This is a genomic window from Streptomyces sp. P9-2B-2 (genome assembly GCF_030406865.1).
Lineage (GTDB): Bacteria > Actinomycetota > Actinomycetes > Streptomycetales > Streptomycetaceae > Streptomyces > Streptomyces platensis.
In genome coordinates, this window is the sequence record NZ_CP129126.1 from 991,833 (window position 1) to 1,016,881 (window position 25,049).

A 25,049-nucleotide genomic window follows, 5' to 3' on the forward strand; every position below is an offset into this window, starting at 1 on the left:
ACAATCGTTTAACCCAAGAGTGCTGGTGACGACTTCACGGGCCATCGGAATTTGCTCCTTGACACAATTGTGGTGCCGTTCATGGCGTACGGTGCTGGCTACCGTTAACCTCGAAGCGGCTGCGAGCGTGCCGCCGTCCCGTCTGTCCACCGACCAGGAGACCGCCCATCGCCATGGATGCCTCAGACTTGCACCCGGCGGATGGTCTTCGAGCCGTCGTCGCAGCGATCGACGAGCTTCTCCGGGATCTGGACCTCGGGCGCGACGTCATCGACATCGATCACCTCTCGCACCGGACCGGCCTCCCGGTCCCCCGCGTACAGGCGTTGCTCGATGACACCGGCGAGGAATCCGAGCAGGTGCAGGACTCCTTCCAGGACCGCCTCGTCTTCCTGCGGGAGACCCGCCGCAAGCCCGACGGGAAGATGTACACCCTCGACGAGATCGGTGCCGGAGCCGGTATCTCCCACGGCCAGGTCGGCTATCTCCTGAACGGGAAGCGGAAGAGCCCCGGGCTGGATGTCACCCGGAAACTGGAGAAGTTCTTCGAGGTCGAGCCGGGCTTCTTCACCGCCACCGAACGTCAGGCGCTGTACCGGGCACTCCAGTCGACGCATGAGCAGCTGACCCATCTCGCGCTGCTCAGGGGGAAGGGCATCAACCGGCTGGCGATGCGCAGCGGCACCAGCGGCGACAGCCGGATCGACCGGGAACTCCGGGACGCGCTGTCCGAGGTCCTGAGCCGGCCCGACGGCGAGGATCCCGAGGTACGGGAGCTCACGGACCGGATGCGCTCGCTGCCCTCCAAGAGCAGAAGGCGCGTCTTTCCCCTGATCCAGGGGCTGTTGGGCCTGGCCCGGCCCGAGAACGAGGAGCGTCCGTCCCCCGGCCGGCCCGGCGGCTGAACGGGACCGGACGCCGCTGGTCCGCCCGGTCCGCCTCCAGGATCAGGCCGTCTTGCCTGCCGTCGGCTCGCTACCACTGACGGCCGGCTTCGTGTCACGGCCACGACGGGCCGCCGCGTACTCCCGGGCGAGAATCCGCAGGGCCGCCGCCACCGGCGGTCGGGCGGAACCGTCGAGCAGCGCGGTCCCCTTCCGTGCCGCGGCGCGCAGCGTGAGGCCCTGGATGCTGACGAGAGCGCGGACGAACGGCCGGTTGCGGGCGGGCACCAGATCCACCAGCCCGTACGACGCCGAAAAGCCCGAGCGGATCTGCCGGACCTGGTCAGCGAGCAGCGGGCGCAACCCGTCAACTGCGGCGCCGTCCTTGCCGGTCGGGCCGGTACCGGTCAGTCCGTCGCGGGTCAGGCCGTGGTGGGTGAGGAGCTCTTCGGGGATGCCGAGGCGTCCGTCGGCCAGGTCTTCGGCGAGGTCGTTGAGGAAGTCCAGCCGCTGGCTCGCCTCGATGAAGGTCCGGCAGCCGGCGACGTACGCGGCGGTGGGCGCTCCGTCGCCCAGCAGGCAGGCGATGAGCAGGAAGGCGGGCAGCGAATAGCCGTCGATGTAGTGCTGGAAGTCGCCTTCCGTGGCGAACCCCGCCGTCTTCACCTCCAGTGGCGCCCCGGCGAGGAAGTCCTCGACGTACTGCCGGAGTTGCGGCTGCCTGGTGAGGGTGTCGAGGAGCGTCCGCAGCACGGGCTGGTCGGCCTCGCCGCTCTTGAGGGCGGCCTGCACCCGGCTCTCCCAGTCGGCGAGCGCGGCGATGCGCTCCTCGGCCGGTCCCTGGTCGATGAGGTTGTCGCTGTGGTGCATGAACGCGGTCGCGGCGATGACGTCGGGCACCAGCGGCGCGGGAAGGAGCAGGCGCACGGCGGTGTACTCGGCGCGGGCGTAGTGCGCCACCAGCTGACGCTGTTCGCTGTAGTCACGACGCAGCGCGGGATCGGTGATCCCTGCCTGGTCGAGCGTCTTCGGCCATGTGGCCATCGTCAGCGCCCCTTTCCTCGAGTGCGGATTCACCTTAGGTGATCGCGGCCGAGGGGACCGATCCGTCCCGGCACGCCCAGGCCGGTACGGGAGCGGGCCAGTTCCGCCGTAGCGGACTACTGCCCTTCGGACACCTCGGCGGCGGACCGCTGTACGCGCACGACCTGGAGCGCCGTGGTGACCAGCGGGGCGGTGAGCGCCTGGGCGACGCGCAGCAGCCGCTGGCGTTCGTCGGAGGCCGGGGTGTCCTCGCCGGGCAGCGCCACCTGCGGCCCCTCAGGCGGCTGCGGTTGGCCGGAATGCCCCTGTGCCGCCGCCTCCAGCCGGGCGGCCTGGAGGCGCTGTACCGCGTCCCGCAGGGCGGCGGCGGTGGCCGCCGCCTGGAGCTCCTGCTCCGGGAGCGGCCGGGCGTCGGCGGTGCCCCGGGACGCCTCCTGCGCGGCGTGGACGGCGGCCGCGGGCAGGGGCGACACCCAGGGACGCAACGCGCGCATCCCGTCGAGGATCTCGATCACCCGGCGGTGCAGGTTGAACCCCACGTTCCATGCCAGGCGATGACTCCGTGCGCTGTCCACGCTGAAGGCGAGGTCCTCGTCGACCCCTTCGACGACGAGGTCCCACAACGGCTGGAGGGCCTTGATGTCCCGGCGTTCGCGCAGCCACGCGCCCACCGCGGCGCCGGAGAGGCCGTAGCTGGTGATCAGGGCGCCGATCGAGCCGAAGGTGGAGCCGAGCACCCCCACGGTGTCCAGGGCGTGGTTGCCGAGGGCGGCCAGCGCGATGGCCGGGACGGAGCAGACCACATAGCCGAAGACGAACAGCATGGCGGTGCCGAACGAACGCAGCGCGCGCTGGAACCGGGGGTTCGCCGGGTTCAGCTTGCGGCACCGCCGGTAGGTGTTGAGGGTTCCGCAGGCCAAGGTGGCGAGGAAGACCGCCAGGAAGACCTGGATCAGCGGGTCACCCGCGAAGTTGGTGTTGAACTTGAGCGGGTCCATCGGCCCGGACAGATCGGCGGAGCAGAACGCGACGACCATGACGGCCGGTGCCGCGAGATACACCGCCGACCACACCGTGACCCGACGGCGCAGCACCGCCGGGATCTGCCGCAATCGGGGATCCCACAGCATCGTGAGCAGGTGGAGGAGGGAGAAGCAGCTCAGGATGCCGATGTAGACGGGGAGGGTGGCGAAGCTGGGGACGCCGGTGAGGTCCCCCAGCATCCGGTAGCCCGCGGGTGCGGCCATCGCGAACACCAGGCCGGACGCCACGAAGTTCACCGTGATCAAGGACAGCGTCGGGGTGGGATCGCGCAGCAGCGCCAGGCACTTCCACCCGGCGATCACGAAGTCGATGACCGCGATGATCAGGTAGACGACGTTCGAGACACTCTCAGACACCGGACCTCCTATGAGAGAGCGCCGAGGAGAGGAACCCGTTGGTGCGCTGATCGCGCCGCAGTTCCAGGTGGCGCTGGAGCATCACGGTGGCGAAGGCCTCTGCCCGCCGCTCATGAGCGCTGTCGTAGTGCGAGCGGTTGAGGACCTTCAGCACCGGGCCCGTCTTGAGTCCGGGAAGGAGCTGCCGCACGGTCTCCTCGGTCATGAGCTGGCCGGCGGAGCCGTCCTCGGCCGGGTGCTCCTCCCACAGGTGGAACAGCTCGTGCAGGCTGACGTGCAGGCGGGTCAGTTCGTTCGCGGTGGCATCCACCACGATGAAGTCACGGTCCTTGCCCCGGGCGCAGAACCCGGACACCTGCTGCGGAAGCGGCACTTCGGTGATCGTGATCGGCTTGTTGCGCCGGACGGCCACCGCGTCGACCAGTCCCTGCATGTCCCGTACGCCGGACAGCCCGAGGTCGCGGTGGACGAGCCGGGTGACGGACCAGGTCGCGAAGAAGACCGCCAACTGCTCCCGGAGCGAGGTCCACGGGGAGCTGGGCGGCCGGTGGCGGGTGGGCTGCGGCGCTTTCGCCTGCCGCGCGGGACCATGACGACGGGGCCACCACATGAACGGATACTCCTACAGCTGTTGCTGCGCTCGGGGTGAGGACGGAAGGGTACGCGACCCGGGACGACTACGAGCCCGGTGGGTAGGGGATTGCCGGTGCGCCAGGGCCGCACGGAACCTTCCTCCCGGGACGAGGGCGGAGGAAGCCCTGCGCAAGCCAAAAGTTACCCGGTGCTGCGGAGCGCCCTTGCGCGGAGGGGCCGGGAGCGACACGCCCCGGTGCGGTGACCGCGATGGACACAGTGATGAGCTTTCGTGGCCCGGAGAGTCTCCCCACCGCTTTTGCCCACTGCTGTCGACAGCACAGGAGGAACCCGTGGCTCAGCTCTTGAGAGTCCAGAACTTCACCATCTCGAGTGACGGAATCGGTGCCGGTGCGGACCAGAGCCTGGAGCGACCGTTCGGCCATGTCGCTCCCGAGCGGCTGTTCGCCTGGGCCGGCGCCACGGCGAGCTGGCCCATGCGCACCGACCCCGGGGGCAGCCGCGGCCTCGACGACTACTTCACCCGGGACTACACACACCACATCGGCGCCGAGATCATGGGCCGCAACAAGTTCGGGCCGCAGCGCGGGCCCTGGCACGACCCTGAGTGGCGCGGCTGGTGGGGGGACGAGCCCCCGTTCCACACCCCGGTGTTCGTGCTGACCCACCACGCGCGTCCTTCGTTCACGCTCTCCGACACCACGTTCCACTTCGTCGGCGGCGACCCGGCCACCGTCCTGGAGCAGGCACGGGAGGCCGCGCAGGGCAAGGACGTGCGACTCGGCGGCGGGGTCAGCACCATCCGGCAGTTCCTCGACGCCGATCTCGTCGACACCCTGCATGTGGCGGTCGCGCCGGTGACGCTGGGATCCGGACTTCGGCTCTGGGATTCGCCCGACGAGCTGCTCGACCGCTTCCACCTGGAGGTCGTGCCCAGCCCGAGCGGCAGTGTCACCCACCACCTGTTCTGGCGAAAGTGAGACCACGGCCCCTAGGGGATGCCCGCACGGCCGATGCGGGCGCTGGGGACCGGCCCTTACGGGTCGAGGCCGCCGCTGCCCTGGGGGCCGTACAGATCGAGCAGCCGGGTGCGGGTGCCGTGCAGCCGGTCGGCCACCGTCTTGGCCACATAGCGGTACATCGCCCGGCCGAGGACGGGGTCCGTTTCGCACAGCTCGCGGATCGCCCGGGCGTCGAACTCCACGGCGTCCACCGGGCCGACGGTCTCCGCTCCCAGGTGCCACAGAAAGGGCGGGAACATCCAGGACCAGCCGAGCAGTTCGCCACGGCCGAGGGTTTCCACGACCGCCGCCCGGCGCCCGGGGACGTGCTGGTCGAGCACCACCTGTCCACTGCGGATGATCCAGAACCGGTCCGCCCGCCGGCCCTCCTCGAAGAGCCGGGTGGCGCGCGGCAGCGACACCTCGACGGCCATATCGGTCAGCTGCCGTCGCCGGTCGGGCGGCAACTCGTCGAGCATATTTTCGATCATGGTCATGCGTCCTCCGCTCGCTGCCTGCACGATATGCGGAGCTTTGCGGGGATCGGGGGAATGGCTCGGCCCGCCGGGCATCGGCGGGCCGCAACCGGGTCCCGGTCAGGTCAGCTGACGCCGTACCAGATCGTGCAGCCGGCCACCGGTGTCGGCGAGCAGTTCGGCCGGGGCCCCCTGCTCGACGATCCGGCCCTCCGCCATCACGATCACACGGTCGGCGTCCATGACCGTGGACAGCCGGTGGGCGATCACCAGCCGGCTGGCGCTCAGCTTGCGGGTGCTGTCGCTGACGATGCGCTGGGTCTCGTTGTCCAGGGCGCTGGTGGCCTCGTCGAAGAACAGGATCCGCGGGCGGCGGACCAGCGCCTGGGCGATCATCAGGCGCTGCCGCTGACCGCCGGAGATCGCGCCACCGCCGGAGATCATGGTGTGCAGGCCCATCGGCATCCGCTTGATGTCCTCGGCCAGACCCGCCATCTCGGCGGCCGCCCAGGCCTCTTCCTGGGTGAAGGCCTCGGCGCCGCAGATGCAGTCCAGGATCGATCCGGTGAGCGGCTGGGCGTTCTGGAGCACGACCCCGCACTGCCGGCGCACCGCCGCCTGGTCCAGGGCGGCCAGGTCCTGGCCGTCGTAGAGCACACTGCCCGAGGACGGCTTGTCGAAGCCGATGAGGAGCCGCAGCAGGGTCGACTTGCCGCAGCCGCTCGGGCCGACGACGGCCACGAACTCACCCGGCTGGACCCGCAGCGAGACATCATCGAGGACGAGCGGGCCGTCGTCGGTGTAGCGGAACGAGAGCTTCTTGGCCTCGATGCCGCCGGACAGGGTGCCGGGCTGGGCGCTGGCCCCGCGGACCTCCGGCTTCTCGTCCAGCACCGGCTTGATCTGCTCGAACATCGGCATCGCGGCGGCGGCCGAGATGAACGCGCCGGTGATCTGGGTGACCGCCGTCAGCAGCATGGTCACCGAGGTGTTGAAGGTGAGGAACGAGGCGGCCGACATGGTGCCGCGGGCCGGGCCGGCCAGCAACATGAAGAGGGTGAGTGAGCAGACCGGCAGATAGACCGCGTTGAGGACGGTGGTCAGATTCTTGATCCGGCCGGCCTTCTGCTGGAGTTCCCGGGAACGGGCGAACTCGCGGGCCCAGGCCGCGTACGCGAAGCTCTCGGCCGCCGCGACCCGCAGTTTGGGCAGCCCGCGCAGGGTCTGGAACGCCTGGTTGTTGAGCTTGTTACCGAGCTTGACCAGCCGTCGCTGCCAGCGCAGCTCCCACAGGCCCATGGCGAGGAACACCGCACCGATCACGATCAGCATGGCGACCGCCGCCAGCGCCAGCGGCACGCTGTAGACGAGCAGCAGCACCAGGTTCATCGCGCCGATAGTGGTGGACTGCACGGCCACCGGGCCGAGACCGGACAGCACCCGGCGGATGGCGCTGATGCCCATCGCGGCGCTGGCCAGCTCGCCGGTGGAGCGTTCGGTGAAGAACTTCGTCGGCAGTCGCAGCAGCCGGTCCCAAACGGCCGGCTGGAGCGTGCTCTCGATCCGGCCCTCCATCCGCAGGACGGTGAGGTTCTGCAGGAGCATGAAGGCGGCGGAGACCACGCTGGTGATCATGATGGCCAGGGAGGCCTGCACGATCAGGCTCTTGTCGGCGCTCGGTACGTACTCCCCGAGCACCTTGCCGGTCGCGATCGGGACGAGGGAGCCGAGGCCGACGGTCACCAGTCCGCTGAGGGCCAGATTGCGGACGTCCATCCGGGTCCCGCGCAGGCTGAAGAGCATCAGCCGCCACAGGCTCATGGGCCGTTCCGGCAGCGGGCGGTAGAACATGACGGCGCGCGGTTCGAGTTCGTCGGCGTTGTCCTTGCCGAGGCGCATCCGCAGCCCGGAGACCGGGTTGACCGCCTCGTAGCGGCCGCGGCGCCACAGCAGCGCCACCGGCGCGCCGGACTTGGCGCGATGGCCCACCAGGGGGCCGGTGTTGGTCCGCCACCAGGGCCCCTGGAGCCGGACCGCCCGGGTCCGGATCCGCGAGCTGACCGCGATCCGTTCGACCGGGGTGATCCGGTCGTTGACGGCACCGCCCTTGGGCGGCTCGGTGAGCGTGATACCCGCCGCCTCGGCGACCGTGCGGCAGACCGCGAAGGTGGTGTCGTCGCTGGTCCGGTCCGTCGTGCTACTGCCCCGCCCGGCCCGGCCGATGGATGCCACCAGCGCCTGGTCGGCGCGCTCGCGGACGGTTTCGCCCGCCTTGATTCCGGCCGCCGTACGGTCCTCGTGGGCGCGCTCCAGCTGCTCGATCCAGCGGTCGACGGCGCTCAGCAGCCGGTACTGCTGATTGACCATCTGCTGCCACAGCTCGGGGTCCACCAGCAGATCGCCGGCCGCTTCCGCGTTGTAGGACGCGCCGTACTGCACCGTGCCGGGCGGGACCGGCATCCACAGGATGTCGTCGTCGGCCACCGCCTCGTCGCCGGGGCGGCCGTCGAGCGGTGCCTCGAAGAGCACGCCCAGGCTGCGGGCGGTGCCCAGCGCGAAGGCGTGCTCCAGCGCGGAGGGCGCCTCGCCCTGGCCGCCGTACGCGGGGTCGTTGCCGTAGCCCTGCGCGCCGTATTGCGGAAACGCCCCGGTGTCGTACTCCCCGTACTCGTAGCGGGGGAGTTCGCGCAGCGGGATACGGCGCAGCAGGCAGTCCTGGGAGGGCCGGCCGAGCAGGGTGTGCTGCGGGCCCGCGACCGGGCCGAGCAGCAGGGTGCCCGCTTCGAGGCGGCCGAGGAAGTGCCAGTGCCCTTCCTGGGCGGCGTCGACCGCGAAGAGATCGAGCGAGCCGCCCGTGACGAGCCACAGCACATGCGGGCCCTCCAGGGGGACGCTGCGCAGCCCGGTGCAGTCGACCGGTGTGCCGAGGCCGCCCAGCGCATAGGTGACGGCATCGGTGTCGCCCGGTCCCACGACCGTGGACGGGGGTACGGACACGTCAGTGCTCCTTGACCAGCTCGGCGTACGGGCCCCCGGCGGCGACCAGGTCCTCGTGCCGGCCGCGTTCGACGACCACCCCGTGGTCGAGGACGACGATCTCGTCGCTGTCGCGGACCGTGCTCAGCCGGTGGGCGATGATGACGCAGGCGCAGCCGCGCCGCCGCAGGTTGTCCATGATGATCTGTTCGGTCCGGGCGTCCAGTGCGCTGGTGACCTCGTCGAGGACCAGGATGCTGGGGCGCCGGACCAGGGCGCGGGCGATCTCCAGCCGCTGCCGCTGCCCGCCGGAGAAGTTACGGCCGTCCTGCTCGACCCGGCTGTGGATGCCGTCGGGGCGGGGGGCGATCACCTCGTCGTAGAGCGCGGCGTCCTGGAGGGCGGCGATCACCGCGTCGTCCGGGATGGACGGGTCCCACAGCGCCACGTTGTCGCGGACCGTGCCCTCGAAGAGGAAGATGTCCTGGTCGACGAAGGAGACGGAGGCGGCCAGCGCACTGCGGGAGAGGTCCTCCAGCCGCTGTCCGTCGATGCGGATGGTGCCTTCCCAGGGGCTGTAGAGGCCGGAGATCAGCCGGGAGACGGTGGACTTGCCGCTGCCGGAGCCGCCGACGAGGGCGACCTGCCGGCCGGGGCCGACGGCCAGGGAGAAGCCGGTGAGCAGCGGTTTGTCCAGCGGGCTGTAGCCGAAGGTGATGTCCTCCAGCGTCACATGGCCCTTGAGCCGGCGGTTGTCGGCCTCCGGCTCGGGGCGCGAGTAGAGGGTGTCGACGGGGAAGCTCTCGACGTCCTTGAGGCGGGCCACGTCGGCGGCGAAGTCCTGGATCCGGCCCGCCACTCCGTTGAGCCGGGTGATGGGCGCGGTGAAGCGGGTGACCAGCGCCTGGAAGGCGACGAGCAGACCGATGGAGATATGGCCCTCGACCGCCCGCAGTCCGCCGATCCAAAGGATCAGCGCGCTGTTGAGCGTGGCGAGGGTGGGGGCGACCACGGCCAGCGCGGCGCTCGGCACGCCCAGCCGCTGCTGTTCCTCCAGGGTGGTGGCGTGCTGGCCGGCCCAGCGGCGGAAGTAGCCGTTCTCGCCGCCGGTCGCCTTCATCGTCTCGATGAGCTGGAGGCCCGTGTAGGAGGTGTTGGTCAGCCGCGCGGAGTCGGCGCGCAGCTTCTGGGTGTGGGTGGCCCGCAGCCGGATCACGATCCGCATGGCGACGACATTGAGCAGCGCGATGCCCACGCCGATGACGGTCAGCTGGGGGTCGTAGGTCCACAGCAGGAAGGCGTAGAGGATGACGACGATGCCGTCCACGCCCGCGGCGGCGAGGTCCCGGGCCAGCGTCTCGGCCACCGCGTCGTTGGACTGGAGCCGCTGGACCAGGTCGGCCGGACTCCGCTGGGCGAAGAAGGTGACCGGGAGTCTGAGCAGATGGCGCAGGAAGCGGGCGCTGGTGAGGGTGGAGGAGATGATGCGGCCGCGCAGCAGGTTGGCCTGTTGCAGGCCGGTCAGTACGGCGGTCAGCGCGACCATGGCGGCCATCGACGCGAAGAGCGGCCCCAGCAGCGAGGTCTGGTTGCCGATCAGGAACATGTCGATGTACGTCCGGCTGAGCGCGGGCACCGCCGCGCCGACCGCGACCAGCAGCAGGCTGGCGAGCAGCGCGGCCAGCAGGGTGCCGGTGGTACCGCGCATCCGGGCGGGTACGGCGCCGAGGACGCCGGGCTTGCGGCCGCCCTTGCGGAAGGACTCGCCGGGTTCGAGGACCAGGGCGACACCGGTGAAGCTGGTGTCGAAGTCCTCCGTCGCCACGAAGCGGCGGCCCTTGTCGGGGTCGTTGATGTGGACGCCGCGGCGGCCCATGCGGCGGCCCGTGCCGTCGTAGACGACGTAGTGGTTGAACTCCCAGAACAGGATGGCGGGCGCCTGCACCTCGGCGAGCGCGGCCGGCTCCATCTGCATGCCCTTGGCCTGGAGTCCGTAGCTGCGGGCGGCCTTGAGCAGATTGCTGGCGCGCGAGCCGTCGCGGGAGACACCGCAGGCGATCCGCAGCTCTTCGAGCGGCACATGCCGTCCGTAGTGGGCCAGCACCATGGCCAGCGAGGCGGCGCCGCACTCCACGGCCTCCATCTGGAGGACGGTGGGGGTGCGGACGGTCTTCGTCTTCTTGGGCTTCGGGGCGGGCGCGGCCCGGCGGGTGCGGCGGGCGCCGGGCGCGGGTTCCGCGCGGCGGCGGCCGCGGACCGGCGGCGGCAACTGCTGCTGCGGGGCGGCGGAGTCGTGCGGGGCGGTCACGGCAGCAGCCAATCGATCGGGTGCTGCGCGGCCAGGTGGACGGCGCCACTGGCCGGCGTCATGGAGTCGACGGCGTACGGCGGGCCGTCGGAGGTCGACCAGGCGTAGCCGGATTTGCTGTGCGGGACGGCGTCGAGCTGGACGAGGACCGCGACGGGCTGGCCGTGCTGCGAGAACTCCTCACCGAGCTGGCTGCTGCCCAGGAAGGTGCTGATCCGCTGGCGGGACTGGGCGGTCCTGCCGACCGCTTTGACCCGGCCGCGCAGCACGCCGTACTGCTGGGTCGGCACGGACTGGACGGTGAGGTCGACGGACGCGCCGACGGGGACGGTGGCGCCACTTCCGGCCGGTACGTACAGCGTCGCCATCAGGGGGTCGTCGGTCCGGGCGATGCGTTCCACGGAGGCCACATCCGCTCCGGTCGTGACGACGGAGCCGATGGTGGCGACCATCGTGGTCAGCCGGCCGGCGGCGAGCGTGCGGACGACGGTGGTGCCCTGGGCGGTACGGACCCTCAGGACGGGGGTGTGGGCGGCCACTCGCTTGCCCTCTTCCGCGAGGACGGCGGTGACCTGGCCCGCGACCGGGCTCTGGAGGACGTAGCTGCCCTGGCCGTGGGTGAGGATGCCGGGTGCGTTCAGGGTGGACGACACGGTGCCGGTCACCGCCCATACGGAGCCGGCGATCACGAAGAGGACCGTGACGGTCAGCGCGAGCCAGCCCTGGGGGCGGGCGAACCGCACCGGAAGATCGATCTCTTCGGGCGATTGCAGTTTGGAAAGGGCCTGTTGGCGGAACTGCACGACACTCTTCCCTCAACTGCAACGATCTGGTGCGGACGGGTGGTGGCCGGCGCCCAGGGGCCCGGATGGAGTCCGGGGCACCTGGGCAGCCGGCCCGGCATGTCGGCAAGGAGGGGGCGCCGACCTGCCGTTGTCACCGTTCAAAGCCGGCTGTGCCGCTCAGCGGCACAGAAGGGGCTCAGAGACCGGCGACCAGGCCCGTGGCGGTGCCGACGACGCCCGCGGTGTCGGTGCCGGCGACACCGTCGACCAGGCCGGTGGCGGTGCCCACGGCGCCCGAGACCGGGGCGATGGAGTCAACGGTGTTGGTGGCGGTGCCGACCACGCCGCCGACGAGGCCACCGGACACGTTGTCCAGGTCGCTGTCGGAGATTTCCTGCGTCTGAACCTGGGGGGTGGAGTTCATGATGATTCCCTTCGGATGAATATCTCGAAAAAGCTGCGCCCGAACCGTCCGGTGGGGGGCCCGGCCGCAGCAGCGGCAGTCGGGTTCCCGAAATCGGGAACCGGGGGGTGACTCCCGCAGTGCGAAGGATCAAAGCATGCAGGCGCGTTGCGCTGCTAATCGGGTAGCCGCCGATCCGGGCGATATCACCCTGTCGAAATACCTGACGTGCACGCCCGTCCATGACTTGGTGGCAGCTTCTTCACATCTCCTCCGGTTTCTTTTCCGGGGCCTCGGCAAGCGTCCGTTCGGCGAACTGGACATTCCGTCACCAAACCGCTGAGCCGCAGGTCAGCGTGGGAATGTGACACGGCAGAGCGTGTGCCGACTGCACATTCGGTGTGCAGATTCTTTGAAGACCACCAATTTTTACGGCACCTCGGCGCGATACGGACGGACAACTCCGGCACATGCTTGTGACGCAGCCACGCCGAATGCTGCAGGGGCATTAAGTGCGCCCGATTCGCCCGGAGTTCATGGGCCTTATTGGCGGTGCTGAACGTATGGAATGGACTCATCGACGCTATCCGTATGCCATTTCTGCGGAAACGGATCAGGAACGGATCGAGTGACCGGACAACGGACATAACCGCATAACGGAGCACCGTCGGACCCGTCGGTAATGGGCGATTGGCACCACCGCACCGGCAGCCCGGTGGCAGCCGCCCACCGGGTGGGGCACCGTGAGAAACGACGCTGCGGGGCCGCGCCCCGGGAAGGAGCCGTACGTGGAGCCCGTGGAGGCGCTGGAGCGGATCGCCTTTCTGCTGGAGCGGCAGGGGGCCGTGACCTACCGCGTCCAGGCGTTCCGTACGGCCGCGACGGTGATCGGCGCGCTGTCCGCCGACGAGCTGCGCACCCGTGCCCGCAGCGGCTCGCTGGCGCGGCTCAAAGGACTGGGGCCCAAGACCACCCGGGTGATCGAGGAGGCCCTCACGGGCGCGCGGCCGGAGTATCTGACGCACCTTGAGGAGGAGGCGGGCGGCCCGCTGGTCGAGGGGGACCAGGGGCAGCGGCTCCGTCAGGCACTGCGTGGCGACTGCCATCTGCACTCGGACTGGTCGGACGGCGGCAGTCCGGTCGAGACGATGGCGCGGGCCGCCCGCGACCTCGGCCACACCTGGTGTGTGCTGACCGACCACTCCCCCCGGCTCACCGTCGCCCGCGGACTGACCGCCGAACGGCTGCGGCAGCAGTTGACGCTGGTGGCGGAGGTGAACGAGCGGCTGGCGCCGTTCCGGCTGCTGACCGGGATCGAGTGCGACATCCTCGACGACGGCTCACTCGACCAGGAGCCGGAGCTGCTGGAGCAGCTCGATGTGGTGGTCGCCTCGGTGCACTCCAAACTGCGGATGGACAAGCGCCCGATGACCCGGCGGCTGCTGGCCGCGGTCCGCAATCCGCTGGTGGACGTGCTCGGTCACTGCACCGGGCGGCAGATCACCGGCAAGCTGCGCCCCGAGTCGCAGTTCGACGCCGGAGAGGTGTTCGCGGCCTGCGCAGAGCACCACACCGCGGTGGAGATCAACTGCCGGCCCGACCGCTTCGATCCCCCGCGCCGGCTGCTCCGCCTGGCGCTGGAGACCGGCACCCTGTTCTCCATCGACAGCGACGCCCACGCACCGGGCCAACTGGACTGGCAGATCTACGGCTGCGCCCGCGCCGAGGAGTGCGGCGTCCCGCCCGAGCGGGTCATCAACACCTGGACGGAGCGCCAGTTGGCCACCTGGACCCGGACCGGCCGGACCCCGCACCGCTGACCGCTCTCCCACCCCGCAGGGGCGGTACGCTCGCCTCCTCATGGACACGCGCACGGAGCACGAGATGGTCGCCGTCCCACCGGGGCGGGTGACGCTGTCGGACCGGCGGACGCGGCGCAGTTGGCCGGTCGAGCTGACGCCCTACCGGCTCGCGCCGTGTCCGGTCACCCAGGAACGCTACGCACAGGTCACCGGCGAGCGCCCGAGCAGCGCGCGGGGCGACCGGCTGCCCGTCGAGGGCGTCTCGTGGTGGGACGCGGTCCGGTTCTGCAATGCCCTGTCCGCGCAGGAGGGGTTGGCGCCCGCGTACCGCCTGGACACCGACACCGAGCGGATCGAGTGGGACACCGCCGCCGACGGCTACCGCCTGCCGACCGAGGCCGAGTGGGAGCACGCCTGCCGGGCCGGCACGACGGCGGCACGGTACGGGCGGCTCGACGACATCGCCTGGCACCGCGGCAACTCGCACGAGCGGATCCACGAGGTCGGCGGCCGGCAGCCCAACGCCTGGGGCCTGTCCGACATGCTGGGCAATGTGTGGGAGTGGTGCTGGGACGTCTACGACGCCGAGGTCTACGGCAGCTACCGGGTGCTGCGCGGCGGCGGATGGTTCGACGAGCGCTGGAGCTGCCGGGCGTCTGTACGGCGCCGCAGCCACCCGACCTTCCGGATCGATGACGTGGGCTTCCGTATCGCGCGTTCCCTCTGACGGGCGGGGCTCCGGCCTCGCCGTCAGGCGGGGTGGGGCGCGGTGGACGGCAGGTCAGGTGCGGTGGCCGGAGTGAGGCGCAGCGCCACCACGTACGCGACGACCACCGCGACGATCACCAGCGGCATCACCGTCAGACCGCTCTTCCCCAGCAGCAGTGTGGCCAGCAGCACCGAGGTCATCGGCAGCCGGAGCATGGCCACACACATCGCGCCGACACCCATCGCGAAGCCCGCGGTGAGCGACAGACCGGGCAGGTGGGACAGCACGACACCGCCCGCCGCACCGAGGAACAGCGCGGGGAAGATGGGGCCGCCCCGGAAGGCGCTCAGCGACGCGCAGTACGCCAGGCCCTTGCACAGGATGAGGAGCAGCAGCGCGCCCACCGTGTAGCCCGCGCTGTCGCGGAACAGCGACCCCAGCGCCGACTGGCCCGAATAGAGCATCTCGGAGGCGGGCTTGCCGGTGGCCGCGGCGAACGCCATCGCCAGTACGCCCACCACGAGGCCCATCACGACCGTGGCCGGTACCCGGTGCCGGACGACATGCCCCTTGAGGTACAGCGCCAGGCGCCGTACGCCGGACGCGGCGAACCCGGCGGCCAGCCCGATGACCAGCGCCCAGCCGAACTCCGGGATCGTCGGCCCGGCGGCCCTGGGGATGTCGTGCAGCGCGAGCGAGTAGGTGCCGAGCCCGGTCCAGTCCCCCAGCCCGGTGAAGATCAGCGCCCCGAGGCCGGAGGCCAGCAGACCCGGCACCAGCACGATGCCCAGCATCGGGCCGCCCAGCCCCGACACTTCCATCAGCAGGAACGCGCCCAGGAGCGGGGAGCCGAGCAGGGCGCTGATCGCCGCGAAGCTGCCGGCCGCGCCCACCGCGGCGGCGGCCTGGGCAGGCATGTTGCGGTTCAGCAGCCGTACGGCGCCCGCGGCCAGCCCGCCGCCGAGGGCGATGAGCGGTGCCTCGGGGCCGAGCACCACGCCGAAGCTGAGGGAGGTCAGGGCCGCGAGGAACACACCGGGGAGCGCGGAGAGCGGGGGCGCGCCCTTGAGCGCCAGCCCGTCGGCCGGCTCATGGCCCCCGCCGCCGGGGAGGTAACGGACGGTCAGCCCGACGAGGAGACCGGCGATCAGCAGCATCGGGACCGGCCACCAGATGGGGGTGCCGGTGAAGCCGAGGGCCCGCGGCAGGTCGTGGTAGATCAGCGGTTCCAGCTCGTGGACCAGCGCGAGAAAGCCGAACGCGACGGCGCAGACCGGGAAGCCGATCGCGCCCGCCACCAGCAGCAGCTTGAGATAGCCGCGGGTGCGCACCAGCGCGTAGGGGTCCTGCGGCGCGGTGGTCGGTGTTCCGCCCACCGGGCCGGCCGGGCCGACCGACATGCGCCTCGCCTCCTCGGAACCGGGGCTGCCCCGGCGCCCGCCCGGGTCGCCGCGGTGACGAGCCTGTCACGGCCGGTCCGGGCCGGCACCTCGGGCGCGGCCGGGCGGGGCACGGCGCGCACACGGCGGGTCCGGCCCTCCGTGGCGGCAGTTGATGACGGGACGGCCCTCACCCCTGCGAGGCCGCCGCCTCCCGGAGGGCGGCGAGCACCGGGCGGAACAGCGGGTGCTCCTCGGCTCCGCGGCGTACCGCGGCGAAGACCCGGCGGGTGGGGGCCACATCGTCGACGGGGCGGACCACCACCCCCGTGAGGTCCATGTCGCGCAGCGCCGAGCGGGGGACGAGGGCCACGCCCGCCGCGGCCGAGGCGAGCGCGACGACGGCGCGGAAGTCGTCGGAGGTGTGCTCCAGGCGCGGCTGGAAACCGGCGTATTCGCAGGCCAGGACCACCACGTCGTGGCAGGGGTTGCCGGGATAGGGGCCGATCCAGGGGTCGCCGGCGAGATCGGCGACCGCCAGCCGGTCCGTGTCGGCGAGGCGGTGGCCGGGCGGCAGGACCGCGTCGAACGGCTCGGCGTAGAGCGGGACCCGGGTCAGCCGCGGGTCGTCGGCGCCCGGTGCGCCCCGGTATTCGACGGCCACCGCCACATCGACCTGCCGGTCGAGGACCATCAGCAGGCTGGCGTCGCCCTCGGCGTCCTGGACGTGGACCCGGATGCCGGGGGCGGTGCGGGCGAGGGCGGTGAGCGCGGGCGCGACGACCAGGCCGATGCCGGTGGCGAAGGCCGCGACGGTCACCGTGCCCGCCTCGCCCGAGCCGTAGGCGGCGAGCTCGGACTCGGCGCGCTCCAGCTGTGCCAGGACGGCGTTGGCGTGGGTGAGCAGGATGTCGCCCGCGGCGGTCAGCCGGACGCCGCGGGCGCTGCGCTCCACCAGACGGTGGCCGGTCTCCTGCTCCAGGGCGGCCAGCTGCTGGGAGACCGCCGAGGGCGTGAGATAGAGCGCGGCGGCCGCGGCTGTGACCGTACGGTGGTCGGCCACCGCACGGAGGATGTGCAGCCGTCGTGCTTCGATCATGCTTCCAGTCTCGCAGGAGCCGCCCGCGGGCGGTGTCAGCCCCCGAGCGCGGCCCTCGCGCCGATGAAGGCGTCGACCGCGCGGTTGACGTCCTCGGTGGAGTGGGCGGCGGAGAGCTGGACGCGGATCCGCGCCTGGCCCTGCGGGACCACGGGGTAGGAGAAGCCGATGACGTAGACGCCGCGCTCCAGGAGCAGCTCCGCCATCCGGGCCGCCTCGGCCGCGTCACCGATCATGACGGGGGCGATGGCGTGGTCGCCGGGGAGGATGTCGAAGCCCTCCTCGGCCATCCGCGAGCGGAACAGCGCGGTGTTGGCCCGCAGCCGCTCGCGCAGGTCACCGGCCGACTCCAGCAGGTCGAGCACCTTCAGCGAGGCGGCCGCGATCACCGGGGCGAGCGAGTTGGAGAAGAGATACGGGCGCGAGCGCTGGCGCAGCAGGGCGACGATCTCGGCGCGGGCCGCGACATAGCCGCCGGAGGCACCGCCGAGGGCCTTGCCGAGGGTGCCGGTGATGATGTCGACCCGGTCCATGACGCCGTGCAGCTCGGGGGTGCCACGGCCGCCGGGGCCGACGAAGCCGACCGCGTGCGAGTCGTCGACCATCACCATGGCGCCGTACTGGTCGGCCAGGTCGCAGATCTCGCGCAGCGGCGCCACATAGCCGTCCATGGAGAAGACGCCGTCGGTGACGACCAGGGTGCGGCCGGCGCCACCCGTGGTCGCCTCCTTCAACTGGCGTTCCAGATCGGCCAGATCGCGGTTGGCGTAGCGGTAGCGGCGGGCCTTGCACAGGCGGATGCCGTCGATGATGGACGCGTGGTTGAGGGCGTCGGAGATCACCGCGTCGTCCGGGCCGAGCAGAGTCTCGAAGACACCGCCGTTGGCGTCGAAGCACGAGGAGTAGAGGATGGTGTCCTCCTGGCCCAGGAAGCCGGAGATGCGCTGCTCCAGCTCCTTGTGGACCTCCTGGGTGCCGCAGATGAAGCGGACCGAGGCCAGGCCGTAGCCCCAGCGGTCGAGCGCTTCGTGGGCGGCCGCGACGACCTCGGGGTGGTCGGCGAGACCGAGGTAGTTGTTGGCGCAGAAGTTGAGGACCTCACCGGGGTTGCCCCCGGCGGTGACCGCGACCGTCGCGGACTGCGGGGTGCCGATGACGCGCTCGGGCTTGTGCAGACCGGCGGCGCGGATCTCTTCCAGGGTGCCGCGCAGTTCGTTGCGGACGGAGTCGAGCATAGGTGGTCTCCTTAAGGGTGCGGTGGGCGAGTGAGGCTGTCGTGCCTGGGACGCGAACCGAGCCAAAAAATCAAACAGTCCAGTCGAGGATGATCTTGCCGCTGCGGCCGCTGGCGGCGTCGTCGAAGGCGGCGTCGAAGTCCTGGTAGGAGTAGCGCCCGGTGATCACGGGCGAGAGGTCGAGACCGCCTTCGAGCAGCACGGACATCGCGTACCAGGTCTCGAACATCTCCCGGCCGTAGATGCCCTTGATCGTGATCATGGAGGTGACGATCCGGGACCAGTCGACGGGGAACTGCTCGGCGGGCAGGCCGAGCATCGCGATCCGGCCGCCGTGCGTCATGTTGGTGATCATGTCGCGCATCGCCTCGGGCCGGCCGGACATCTCCAGTCCGATGTCGAAGCCCTCGCGCAGGCCCAGTTCGCGCTGGCCGTCGGCGATGGTCGCGTCGGCGACATTGAGGGCGAGGCTGACGCCGACCTTGCGGGCCAGCGCGAGGCGCTCCTCGCTGACGTCCGTGATCATGACATTGCGGGCGCCGGCGTGCCGGGCGACGGCCGCGGCCATGATGCCGATCGGCCCCGCGCCGGTGATCAGCACGTCCTCGCCGACCAGCGGGAACGACAGCGCGGTGTGCACGGCGTTGCCGAACGGGTCGAAGACCGCGGCGATATCGAGGTCCACGGGGACCCGGTGCACCCAGACATTGGAGGCGGGCAGCGCCACGTACTCGGCGAAGGCACCGTCCCGGCCGACGCCGAGGCCGACCGTGGCGCGGCACAGATGACGGCGGCCGGCCAGACAGTTGCGGCACTTGCCGCAGACCAGGTGGCCCTCGCCGCTGACCAGGTCACCGGCCTTGATGTCGGCCACATCGCGGCCGGTCTCCACGACCTCGCCGACGAATTCATGGCCGAGGGTCAGCGGGGCGGTCACGGCCTTCTGGGCCCAGCCGTCCCAGGCCCGGATGTGCAGATCCGTGCCGCAGATGCCGGTGCGCAGCACCTTGATCAGTACATCCCCCGGGCCGATGGCCGGCTCCGGCACGTCCATGAGCCAGAGACCCGGCTCCGTCTTCTCCTTGACCAGTGCCTTCACCGCAGCGGCTCCCGTACGTACGTGACCTGCCGGGTGGCCCGCCCCGGCCACCCGATCTTCGTCAAAGAATCTTCCGTACCTGGGCCGCGCGGTCCATCGAGGTTTTCTTAAGCGCGGTCACAGCTGCCCTTTACGCCCCGTCGGCACCGGGCTCTGGGCCCCTCTCCCCCGGGACGTGAGACGGGTCATACCGCGCAAGGACACCCGTCCGGCCGACCGCCGGACGCGCAGCTCAGGGCGGGTGCCGACGGTCTCCCGGACCGCCCCGCGGCTCCAGCGGGCCCGCGAGTGTAAAGGTTCGCCCCCGCAAGCGTTGGAATTCATCACAGCTTGAGTGGCCGTGAGACCGGGGTGCCCGGGGCTACGTAGGACTGGGTGAGCACCACACACGGCGGCCGGCGCGACGCACCGCGGCCTCCCGTGTGCCCCGTTCCTGTGCGTCCCTGGAGGTCAGTGAATTGAGCCACCGACATGTGAACAAGCGCCTGCGGACCGGCGCCATCGCCACCGCCGGTGTGGCCGCCGTCGCGGCCGCAGCGATCCTGCTCCCCAACGCCAACGCGAGCACGGACCAGCCGGCGGCCCCCAAGACGCTCAGCGCCCACTCGGCCACGCAGCTGGCGACGTCCCTGAAGGCGGACCTCGGGGACCAGAGCGCGGGCTGGTACCTGGACAGCGCCAACGGCCACCTGGTCATGAACGTCCTGTCGGAGGACGACGCCGCGAGCGTCAAGGCCAAGGGTGCCGTCGCCAAGGTCGTGCACAACAGCATGACCGCGCTGAAGTCCGGTGCGAAGACGCTGCGCGAGACCGCGGCGGTGCCCGGCACCGCCTGGGCGATCGACCCGAAGACCAACAAGATCGTGGTGACCGCCGACAGAACCGTCACCGGCGCAAAGATGGCCACCCTCAGCAAGGCCACGACCGGCATGGGCGATGGCATGGTGACCGTCAAGCGGTCGCAGGGTGAGTTCAAGCGGTACGACGGCGGGGACGCGGGAAGTGCGGCGGGCGGCGCGGGTGGCGCCGGAGACGCCGCGGGGGGTGCCGGAGATGCCGCGGGCGGCGCGGGAGACGCCGCAGGGGGTGCCGGAGACGCGGCGGGCGGCGCGGGAGACGCCGCAGGGGGTGCCGGAGACGCGGCGGGCGGCGCGGGAGACGCGGCCGGTGGCGCCGGAGACGGCGGTGGTGGTGCCGGAGACGGTGGACAGGCCGCCGGGCCGATCGGCGGCAGTGCCATCTTCGGCGGCAACGCACGCTGCTCGCTGGGCTTCAACGTCACGGTCAAGGGCGCCCCGGCGTTCCTGACGGCCGGTCACTGCGGCAACGACTCCAAGACCTGGACCGCGGACCAGGGCGGCGGCCAGCCGCTCGGCACGGTGGCCGACTCCAAGTTCCCGAAGACCGACTTCGCGCTGGTCACCTACGACGACACGGCCGCGAAGCCGCAGAGCGCGGTCGACCTGGGCAACGGCAGCACCCAGGAGATCACCAAGGCCGCGGAGGCCGCCGTCGGCATGAAGGTGCAGCGCTCCGGCAGCACCACCGGTCTGCACGACGGCACCGTCACCGGCCTGGACGCGACGGTGAACTACGGCAACGGCGACATCGTCAACGGCCTCATACAGACGGACGTCTGCGCGGAGCCCGGTGACAGCGGCGGCGCGATGTTCTCCGACGACTCGGCGGTCGGGCTGACCTCCGGCGGCAGCGGCGACTGCACCGCGGGCGGCGAGACCTTCTTCCAGCCGGTCACCGACGCCCTCAAGGCCACGGGTGCGGAGATCGGCGCCGGGGGCGGCGACGCCGGTGCGGGCGGCGGCGACAACGGTGCGGCCGGCGGCAACGGCGCGGCCGCGGGTGGCGGCAACGCCGGTGCGGGAAACGGTGCCGGCAACGCGGGGGCCGGAAACGGAGCCGGCAACGCCGGTGCGGGAGCGGGCGACCCGGGTGCGGGCGCCGAGGACCCCGGTACCGGCGCGCAGGACCCGGGAGCGGGTGCCCAGGACCCCGGCGCGGGCGGCGGTGACGCCCTGAACTGACGGACGGGAACCAGCTGCGCGACCGGCCCCGCCCCCTTCCACGACGAAGGGGAGCGGGGCCGGTGAGCGTCACGGCCCCGGAGTGTGGCGGAACCATAGCGACCGCCTGCGGAGCGGTGTCAGAATACCGGCCCTACTCCGACCCTTCCTCAGGGGCGTCATGGCGTCGAACGAACTCGATTCCAATATCCCCGTCTTCCGCGGAGCCGGGCATCTGCTGCGTCTGATAGCCGATCTGGTGCGCAGGCCACGGCGCCGGGAGTGTCCGGAGCCGGTGCGGCACCGCGGAGTGGCTCAGGGACGTGAGGGCCTGCCGGTGCTCTGTCTGGTGAGCGGGGAGGACCACACCCAACTCGCCAAGGGCATCAGCTACTTCCTCAGCCATGCCGACCCCCGCCGGGTCCCGCACTGTCTGCACGACCTCCAGGACGGCGCACCGCCCCCGGAATCCGTCGAGGCGGTGCGCCGCACGCTGGAGCGGCTGGCGCAGGGCTTCGCCCGCAGCGTCCACGGCAGCGACGGACGGGTCCGCTTCCGCAGGTTCGGCCTGGTCAACTGGCTGACACAGGCCGGGGCGACCGGCGCAGCCCCGTACTCGGGCGGTATGGAGGGCAACGACCACACCCTGCTTCAGGGGCTGCGCGAGCGGGAGTTCCGGCGCCGTCGGCTGTTCGGGCTGCTGCGTTCCCCGGAGACCGAACTCGCGGTGGACGGCACCGTGCCGTGGTGGGTATGGCTGTTCGCCGTCCATGTCTTCCCGCTCGCCTGGTTCCGGGTCCGCCGCGGGCTGGGCCGGGAGTACCGCTGGCTGCTCAACCAGCCCTATCTGGCGCCGCGCGACCCGGGCACCTTCATCGGGTTCGCCGAGCGGCTGACCGCACCGCATCACCAGGTCGAAGACCCGGAACAATTACGCAAGTTGATGGTCAACGCCTTCCTGGAGGATCTGCGGGTCGCGTTCCGCCGCCGCATCTGGCGGCCCCGTACGGCCCGGCGCACCGCGTACTGTGTGGCGCTGCTCGACGGGGCGGACGCCGGCAACTGCGGCTATCCGCTGTTGCAGACCATCATCGACGTACGCAACGAGACCGGCGCCTTCGATCCGCTGCTGGTCATCAGCTGCGGCGCCGAGCCGCCCGCCGAAGGCACCGGGATCCGTGCGGACTGGGGCCACAGCTCACTGTGGGAGCTCGCCGACCGGCTCTACGGCGGCTGGCGGGACACCTTTCTGCACCAGGGCCGGGCCCGTAACCGCGCGCCCTGGTATCTGCCGGTCACCGTTCCGCGGCTGCTGCCGCCGTCCGACGAGAGCTATGAGCTGACGCGGCGACTGGAGGTCGCCCAGGACGCCCGGCTGCGGATTCCCGAACCGCCGCTGTGGGCCCGCCGAGTGGTGTCGGTGGTCGCGGCGTGCGGTGTCCTCGTCGCCCTGCTGGGAGCGGGCGGGCTGGTGCTGAGCCGGGAGAGCAACTACCAGGAGGCGCACTGCGGGCTGCACCGTTTCGAGGGCGACGCGGAGACCCTGCGCACCGCGGAGACCGGCGAGTGCATCGGGGTGGCACGGAACGGCTTCACCTTCCACTCCCCCGACCCGCTGCTCAACAAGACCCTCCGCACCATCTACGCCCAGAACGCCCGTGCCGAGGAGGCCCATCGCGCGGCGCCGGAACGCCCGTTCGTCACCCTCGTCCATCTGTCGGCGCTGCTCAGCGTCTCGGGCAAGTCCACCGGGCAGCTCGCCTACGGGCGCGAGGCGCTCCAGGGCGCGGCGAGCGCCCAGTCCCGGCAGCTGCGCAGCACCGGCGCGGCGGAGCCGATCCTGCGGATCTTCCCGGCCAACGCCGGGTCGGGGATGCGCTTCGGCACGCGGGTGGTGGAGATCCTGGCGGGGCTCCAGCAGCAGGATCCGTCGCTCGTCGGGGTCACCGGACTCGACCAGAGCCGGGAGGCCACCAACCGGACGATCCGGAAGCTGACCGCGGTGGGGCTGCCCATGGTGGCCACCACGCTGTCCGCGGACTCGCTCGTGCGGCAGTCGCCCATGTATTTCCAGGTGTCGCCGCAGAACACCCGGGAGGCGGCCGTCGCCGCGGCCTACGCCGACCATGTCGTGGGCCACGGCGGGAAGAAGCCGTCCCGGCAGGTACGGATCATCAGCTCCGCCGATCCCAGCGACACCTACAGCAGAACCCTCAGCGACGATGTCGCCCAGCGCTTCCGGGCCCGCGGGTTCACGGTCGAGAAGACCTCCTTCACCCCTCCCCCGCCGCCGGGCGCGGATCCCTCGTCCGATGCCCCCGGCCCCGGGACGGTCGGCCAACGGAGCTGCTCCTACCCGGGCGTGGTGTTCTTCGCGGGGCGCTCGGAGGACTTCGAGTCGCTGCTCGGCGGCATCAACGAGTCCTGTAACTCGGATCCGCCCACACTCCTCGGCGGCGACGATGTGGCCCGGCTGGCGGCCGACGCGGAACGCCGGCAGCACTACCCCGGGATTCCGTACGACTTCCTGGACTTCACGCTGGGTTCGGCACGCTGCGATGACACCAGCGAGCTGTACGCGGAGCTGGGCCGGCTGTTCCCCGAGGAGTGCGCCCAGGTCGCCAGCTCCTCGCTGGACGGCGATGCGGCGCTCGGTTTCGACGCCGTCAAGCTCTACATCAACGCGGTCAAGCAACTGCGCGAGGACGCCGCGCAGATGCCGTTGACACCGCCCGCCGTCTGGCATGCGATCAGCGGGGTGCACGGGGACGAGGCGCTCGACGGGGAGAGCGGCATCATCAGCTTCGGCGGCGATGTGGACCGTCAGGTCCCGTTGGACAAACTGCTGTCCGTGCAGCACATCGACGGTGCGGGCAAGCCCACCCAGGCGGGCTTCTGCGGCCGGGTCGGCGGGCAGAAACAGTCGTCGTGGTGTCCGCCGCTGGAGGCGGAGAAGGACCGCTGACGGGGGCGAGGCGGCGAAGGGGCCGGGACGACCGGTGCCGGGTCGGAGTCCGGCCGTCGGTGTCAGGTCGAGGTGCCCCCGTCTCAGGTCGAGGTGACCGTGAACAGCCCGCCGTCCGGGTCGCGGATGACGGCCTGGCAGCCCTCGCCGTCCGCGGTCGGGGTGACGGGGGTGACGGTGCCGCCGGCGGCCACCGCGGTGGCCGTCACCTTCTCGATCTCACGGACCGGGAAGTGGACGTGCCAGCGGGGACGCACCCGCGGATCGGGGGCGGACTCGACGCCGCCGCCGCGCAGGCTGGCGACGGCGTGCGTACCGTCGCTGACGATCACTTGGTCGTGTTCGTAGGTCACATCGCAGCCGCCCGGCTCCCCGGAGGCCCAGCCGAGGACCTCGGCGTAGAAGATGGCGGCGGCGAAGGCGTCACGGGTGCGCAGTTCGAGACTGGCGGGAGCGTTGCCCTGTCCGACCGACCAGGCCAGGGTCTGGCCCTCCCAGAAGCCGAAGGTGGCGCCGTCGGGGTCGGCGGCGAGGGCGGCGCGTCCGGGGCCGAGCTTGAGCGGGCCGACGGCGACGGTCGCCCCGCGCTCGCGGATCCGGTCGGCGGTCTCGTCGGCGTTCTCCACCGCGAAATAAGAGGTCCAGGCCACCGCGACCTGGAAACTCTGGGCAAGGGCCCCGATGCTGGCGACCGGCTGGCCGCCGGCCAGCGCGATACAGAACTCCTCACCGAGGCTGGCCCGGCGGAACCGCCACCCCAGCACCGCGGTGTAGAACTCCTGCGCGGCGTCCAGGTCGCGGGCCATCAGACTGACCCAGCACGGAGCGCCGCGTACCGCGGGGACGGGCCCATGGGCCGACATGACATC

At 71.4% G+C, this 25,049-nt stretch carries 20 protein-coding genes; 7 read left to right on the forward strand and 13 right to left on the reverse strand.

The features are described from left to right. The first annotated feature begins 173 nt into the window (after positions 1 to 173). On the forward strand, positions 174 to 905 hold the full coding sequence (locus QT196_RS04440; RefSeq protein WP_168477705.1) for a helix-turn-helix transcriptional regulator: 732 nt from the start codon (positions 174 to 176) through the stop codon (positions 903 to 905). Between the two features lie 42 nt (positions 906 to 947). On the opposite strand, the gene QT196_RS04445 is transcribed toward QT196_RS04440, so the two are convergent. The 3 genes from QT196_RS04445 to QT196_RS04455 all read right to left on the reverse strand — a co-directional run bounded on the left by QT196_RS04445 (position 948) and on the right by QT196_RS04455 (position 3,938). Continuing rightward, entirely contained in the window at positions 948 to 1,928 is a 981-nt protein-coding gene (locus tag QT196_RS04445) for a squalene/phytoene synthase family protein (RefSeq protein WP_290354379.1), read from the reverse strand. A 116-nt stretch (positions 1,929 to 2,044) separates the two neighbouring features. Then, positions 2,045 to 3,328, reverse strand: coding sequence for an MAB_1171c family putative transporter (locus QT196_RS04450; protein ID WP_168477709.1), 1,284 nt, complete (start codon positions 3,326 to 3,328; stop codon positions 2,045 to 2,047). Next, entirely contained in the window at positions 3,321 to 3,938 is a 618-nt protein-coding gene (locus QT196_RS04455) for a hypothetical protein (RefSeq protein ID WP_168477711.1), read from the reverse strand. The genes QT196_RS04450 and QT196_RS04455 overlap by 8 nt, the downstream gene beginning before the upstream one ends. A 316-nt stretch (positions 3,939 to 4,254) precedes the next feature. Between QT196_RS04455 and QT196_RS04460 the strand changes: the two genes are divergently transcribed. Continuing rightward, on the forward strand, positions 4,255 to 4,902 hold the full coding sequence (locus QT196_RS04460; protein WP_290354380.1) for a dihydrofolate reductase family protein: 648 nt from the start codon (positions 4,255 to 4,257) through the stop codon (positions 4,900 to 4,902). A 56-nt stretch (positions 4,903 to 4,958) separates the two neighbouring features. Here QT196_RS04460 and QT196_RS04465 read toward each other — a convergent pair whose 3' ends face one another. From QT196_RS04465 to QT196_RS04485, 5 genes are all read right to left on the reverse strand, one after another. Beyond that, positions 4,959 to 5,420, reverse strand: coding sequence for a cyclic nucleotide-binding domain-containing protein (locus QT196_RS04465; RefSeq protein WP_168477715.1), 462 nt, complete (start codon positions 5,418 to 5,420; stop codon positions 4,959 to 4,961). Positions 5,421 to 5,519: 99 nt separating this feature from the next. Beyond that, positions 5,520 to 8,396 carry an NHLP bacteriocin export ABC transporter permease/ATPase subunit gene (locus tag QT196_RS04470; protein ID WP_168477717.1) on the reverse strand — a complete coding sequence of 959 codons (2,877 nt, stop codon included), beginning with the start codon at positions 8,394 to 8,396 and terminating at the stop codon, positions 5,520 to 5,522. A gap of 1 nt (position 8,397) precedes the next feature. Continuing rightward, the gene (locus tag QT196_RS04475) at positions 8,398 to 10,683 is read right to left on the reverse strand and encodes an NHLP family bacteriocin export ABC transporter peptidase/permease/ATPase subunit (RefSeq protein WP_168477719.1); all 2,286 of its coding nucleotides are present in this window, start codon (positions 10,681 to 10,683) and stop codon (positions 8,398 to 8,400) included. Next, positions 10,680 to 11,486 carry an HlyD family efflux transporter periplasmic adaptor subunit gene (locus QT196_RS04480; RefSeq protein WP_168477721.1) on the reverse strand — a complete coding sequence of 269 codons (807 nt, stop codon included), beginning with the start codon at positions 11,484 to 11,486 and terminating at the stop codon, positions 10,680 to 10,682. Before QT196_RS04480 ends, QT196_RS04475 begins: the two co-directional genes overlap by 4 nt. 178 nt (positions 11,487 to 11,664) lie before the next feature. Further along, a complete protein-coding gene (locus QT196_RS04485; protein WP_168477723.1) occupies positions 11,665 to 11,892 on the reverse strand; it encodes a type A2 lantipeptide in 228 nt (75 codons plus the stop codon). A gap of 136 nt (positions 11,893 to 12,028) precedes the next feature. Between QT196_RS04485 and QT196_RS04490 the strand changes: the two genes are divergently transcribed. The 3 genes from QT196_RS04490 (at position 12,029) to QT196_RS04500 (ending at position 14,400) form a co-directional block, all read left to right on the forward strand. Then, positions 12,029 to 12,214 (forward strand): hypothetical protein, encoded by a 186-nt coding sequence (locus tag QT196_RS04490; RefSeq protein WP_168477725.1) that lies wholly within the window; start codon positions 12,029 to 12,031, stop codon positions 12,212 to 12,214. A 445-nt stretch (positions 12,215 to 12,659) separates the two neighbouring features. Then, positions 12,660 to 13,691: a PHP domain-containing protein gene (locus QT196_RS04495; protein ID WP_168477727.1), complete on the forward strand. Its 1,032-nt coding sequence runs from the start codon at positions 12,660 to 12,662 to the stop codon at positions 13,689 to 13,691. A gap of 40 nt (positions 13,692 to 13,731) precedes the next feature. After that, positions 13,732 to 14,400 (forward strand): SUMF1/EgtB/PvdO family nonheme iron enzyme, encoded by a 669-nt coding sequence (locus QT196_RS04500; protein WP_168477729.1) that lies wholly within the window; start codon positions 13,732 to 13,734, stop codon positions 14,398 to 14,400. A gap of 23 nt (positions 14,401 to 14,423) precedes the next feature. Here QT196_RS04500 and QT196_RS04505 read toward each other — a convergent pair whose 3' ends face one another. The 4 genes from QT196_RS04505 to tdh form a co-directional block, all read right to left on the reverse strand. Then, the gene (locus tag QT196_RS04505) at positions 14,424 to 15,782 is read right to left on the reverse strand and encodes a chloride channel protein (RefSeq protein WP_168477731.1); all 1,359 of its coding nucleotides are present in this window, start codon (positions 15,780 to 15,782) and stop codon (positions 14,424 to 14,426) included. A gap of 169 nt (positions 15,783 to 15,951) precedes the next feature. Beyond that, entirely contained in the window at positions 15,952 to 16,860 is a 909-nt protein-coding gene (locus tag QT196_RS04510) for a LysR family transcriptional regulator (RefSeq protein ID WP_042152478.1), read from the reverse strand. 35 nt (positions 16,861 to 16,895) lie between these two features. Beyond that, positions 16,896 to 18,095: a glycine C-acetyltransferase gene (locus tag QT196_RS04515; RefSeq protein WP_168477733.1), complete on the reverse strand. Its 1,200-nt coding sequence runs from the start codon at positions 18,093 to 18,095 to the stop codon at positions 16,896 to 16,898. A 70-nt stretch (positions 18,096 to 18,165) separates the two neighbouring features. Continuing rightward, positions 18,166 to 19,194, reverse strand: coding sequence for an L-threonine 3-dehydrogenase (tdh, locus tag QT196_RS04520; protein WP_266734784.1), 1,029 nt, complete (start codon positions 19,192 to 19,194; stop codon positions 18,166 to 18,168). 473 nt (positions 19,195 to 19,667) lie between these two features. Between tdh and QT196_RS04525 the strand changes: the two genes are divergently transcribed. Continuing rightward, a complete protein-coding gene (locus QT196_RS04525; RefSeq protein ID WP_290354381.1) occupies positions 19,668 to 21,236 on the forward strand; it encodes a S1 family peptidase in 1,569 nt (522 codons plus the stop codon). A gap of 160 nt (positions 21,237 to 21,396) precedes the next feature. Then, positions 21,397 to 24,180: a hypothetical protein gene (locus tag QT196_RS04530; protein WP_290354382.1), complete on the forward strand. Its 2,784-nt coding sequence runs from the start codon at positions 21,397 to 21,399 to the stop codon at positions 24,178 to 24,180. A gap of 83 nt (positions 24,181 to 24,263) precedes the next feature. Here QT196_RS04530 and QT196_RS04535 read toward each other — a convergent pair whose 3' ends face one another. After that, positions 24,264 to 25,043: a VOC family protein gene (locus QT196_RS04535; RefSeq protein WP_168477737.1), complete on the reverse strand. Its 780-nt coding sequence runs from the start codon at positions 25,041 to 25,043 to the stop codon at positions 24,264 to 24,266. Between the last annotated feature and the right edge of the window lie 6 nt (positions 25,044 to 25,049).

What these genes read in the sequence shown, in the direction of transcription:
- QT196_RS04490 (WP_168477725.1), top strand. Translation starts at nt 12,029, where the DNA reads ATGCAGGCGCGTTGCGCTGCTAATCGGGTAGCCGCCGATCCGGGCGAT.
- QT196_RS04440 (WP_168477705.1), top strand. Translation starts at nt 174, where the DNA reads ATGGATGCCTCAGACTTGCACCCGGCGGATGGTCTTCGAGCCGTCGTC.
- QT196_RS04535 (WP_168477737.1), bottom strand. Translation starts at nt 25,043, where the DNA reads ATGTCGGCCCATGGGCCCGTCCCCGCGGTACGCGGCGCTCCGTGCTGG.
- QT196_RS04485 (WP_168477723.1), bottom strand. Translation starts at nt 11,892, where the DNA reads ATGAACTCCACCCCCCAGGTTCAGACGCAGGAAATCTCCGACAGCGAC.
- QT196_RS04500 (WP_168477729.1), top strand. Translation starts at nt 13,732, where the DNA reads ATGGACACGCGCACGGAGCACGAGATGGTCGCCGTCCCACCGGGGCGG.
- QT196_RS04455 (WP_168477711.1), bottom strand. Translation starts at nt 3,938, where the DNA reads ATGTGGTGGCCCCGTCGTCATGGTCCCGCGCGGCAGGCGAAAGCGCCG.
- QT196_RS04515 (WP_168477733.1), bottom strand. Translation starts at nt 18,095, where the DNA reads ATGCTCGACTCCGTCCGCAACGAACTGCGCGGCACCCTGGAAGAGATC.
- QT196_RS04510 (WP_042152478.1), bottom strand. Translation starts at nt 16,860, where the DNA reads ATGATCGAAGCACGACGGCTGCACATCCTCCGTGCGGTGGCCGACCAC.
- QT196_RS04445 (WP_290354379.1), bottom strand. Translation starts at nt 1,928, where the DNA reads ATGGCCACATGGCCGAAGACGCTCGACCAGGCAGGGATCACCGATCCC.
- QT196_RS04465 (WP_168477715.1), bottom strand. Translation starts at nt 5,420, where the DNA reads ATGACCATGATCGAAAATATGCTCGACGAGTTGCCGCCCGACCGGCGA.
- QT196_RS04530 (WP_290354382.1), top strand. Translation starts at nt 21,397, where the DNA reads ATGGCGTCGAACGAACTCGATTCCAATATCCCCGTCTTCCGCGGAGCC.
- QT196_RS04505 (WP_168477731.1), bottom strand. Translation starts at nt 15,782, where the DNA reads ATGTCGGTCGGCCCGGCCGGCCCGGTGGGCGGAACACCGACCACCGCG.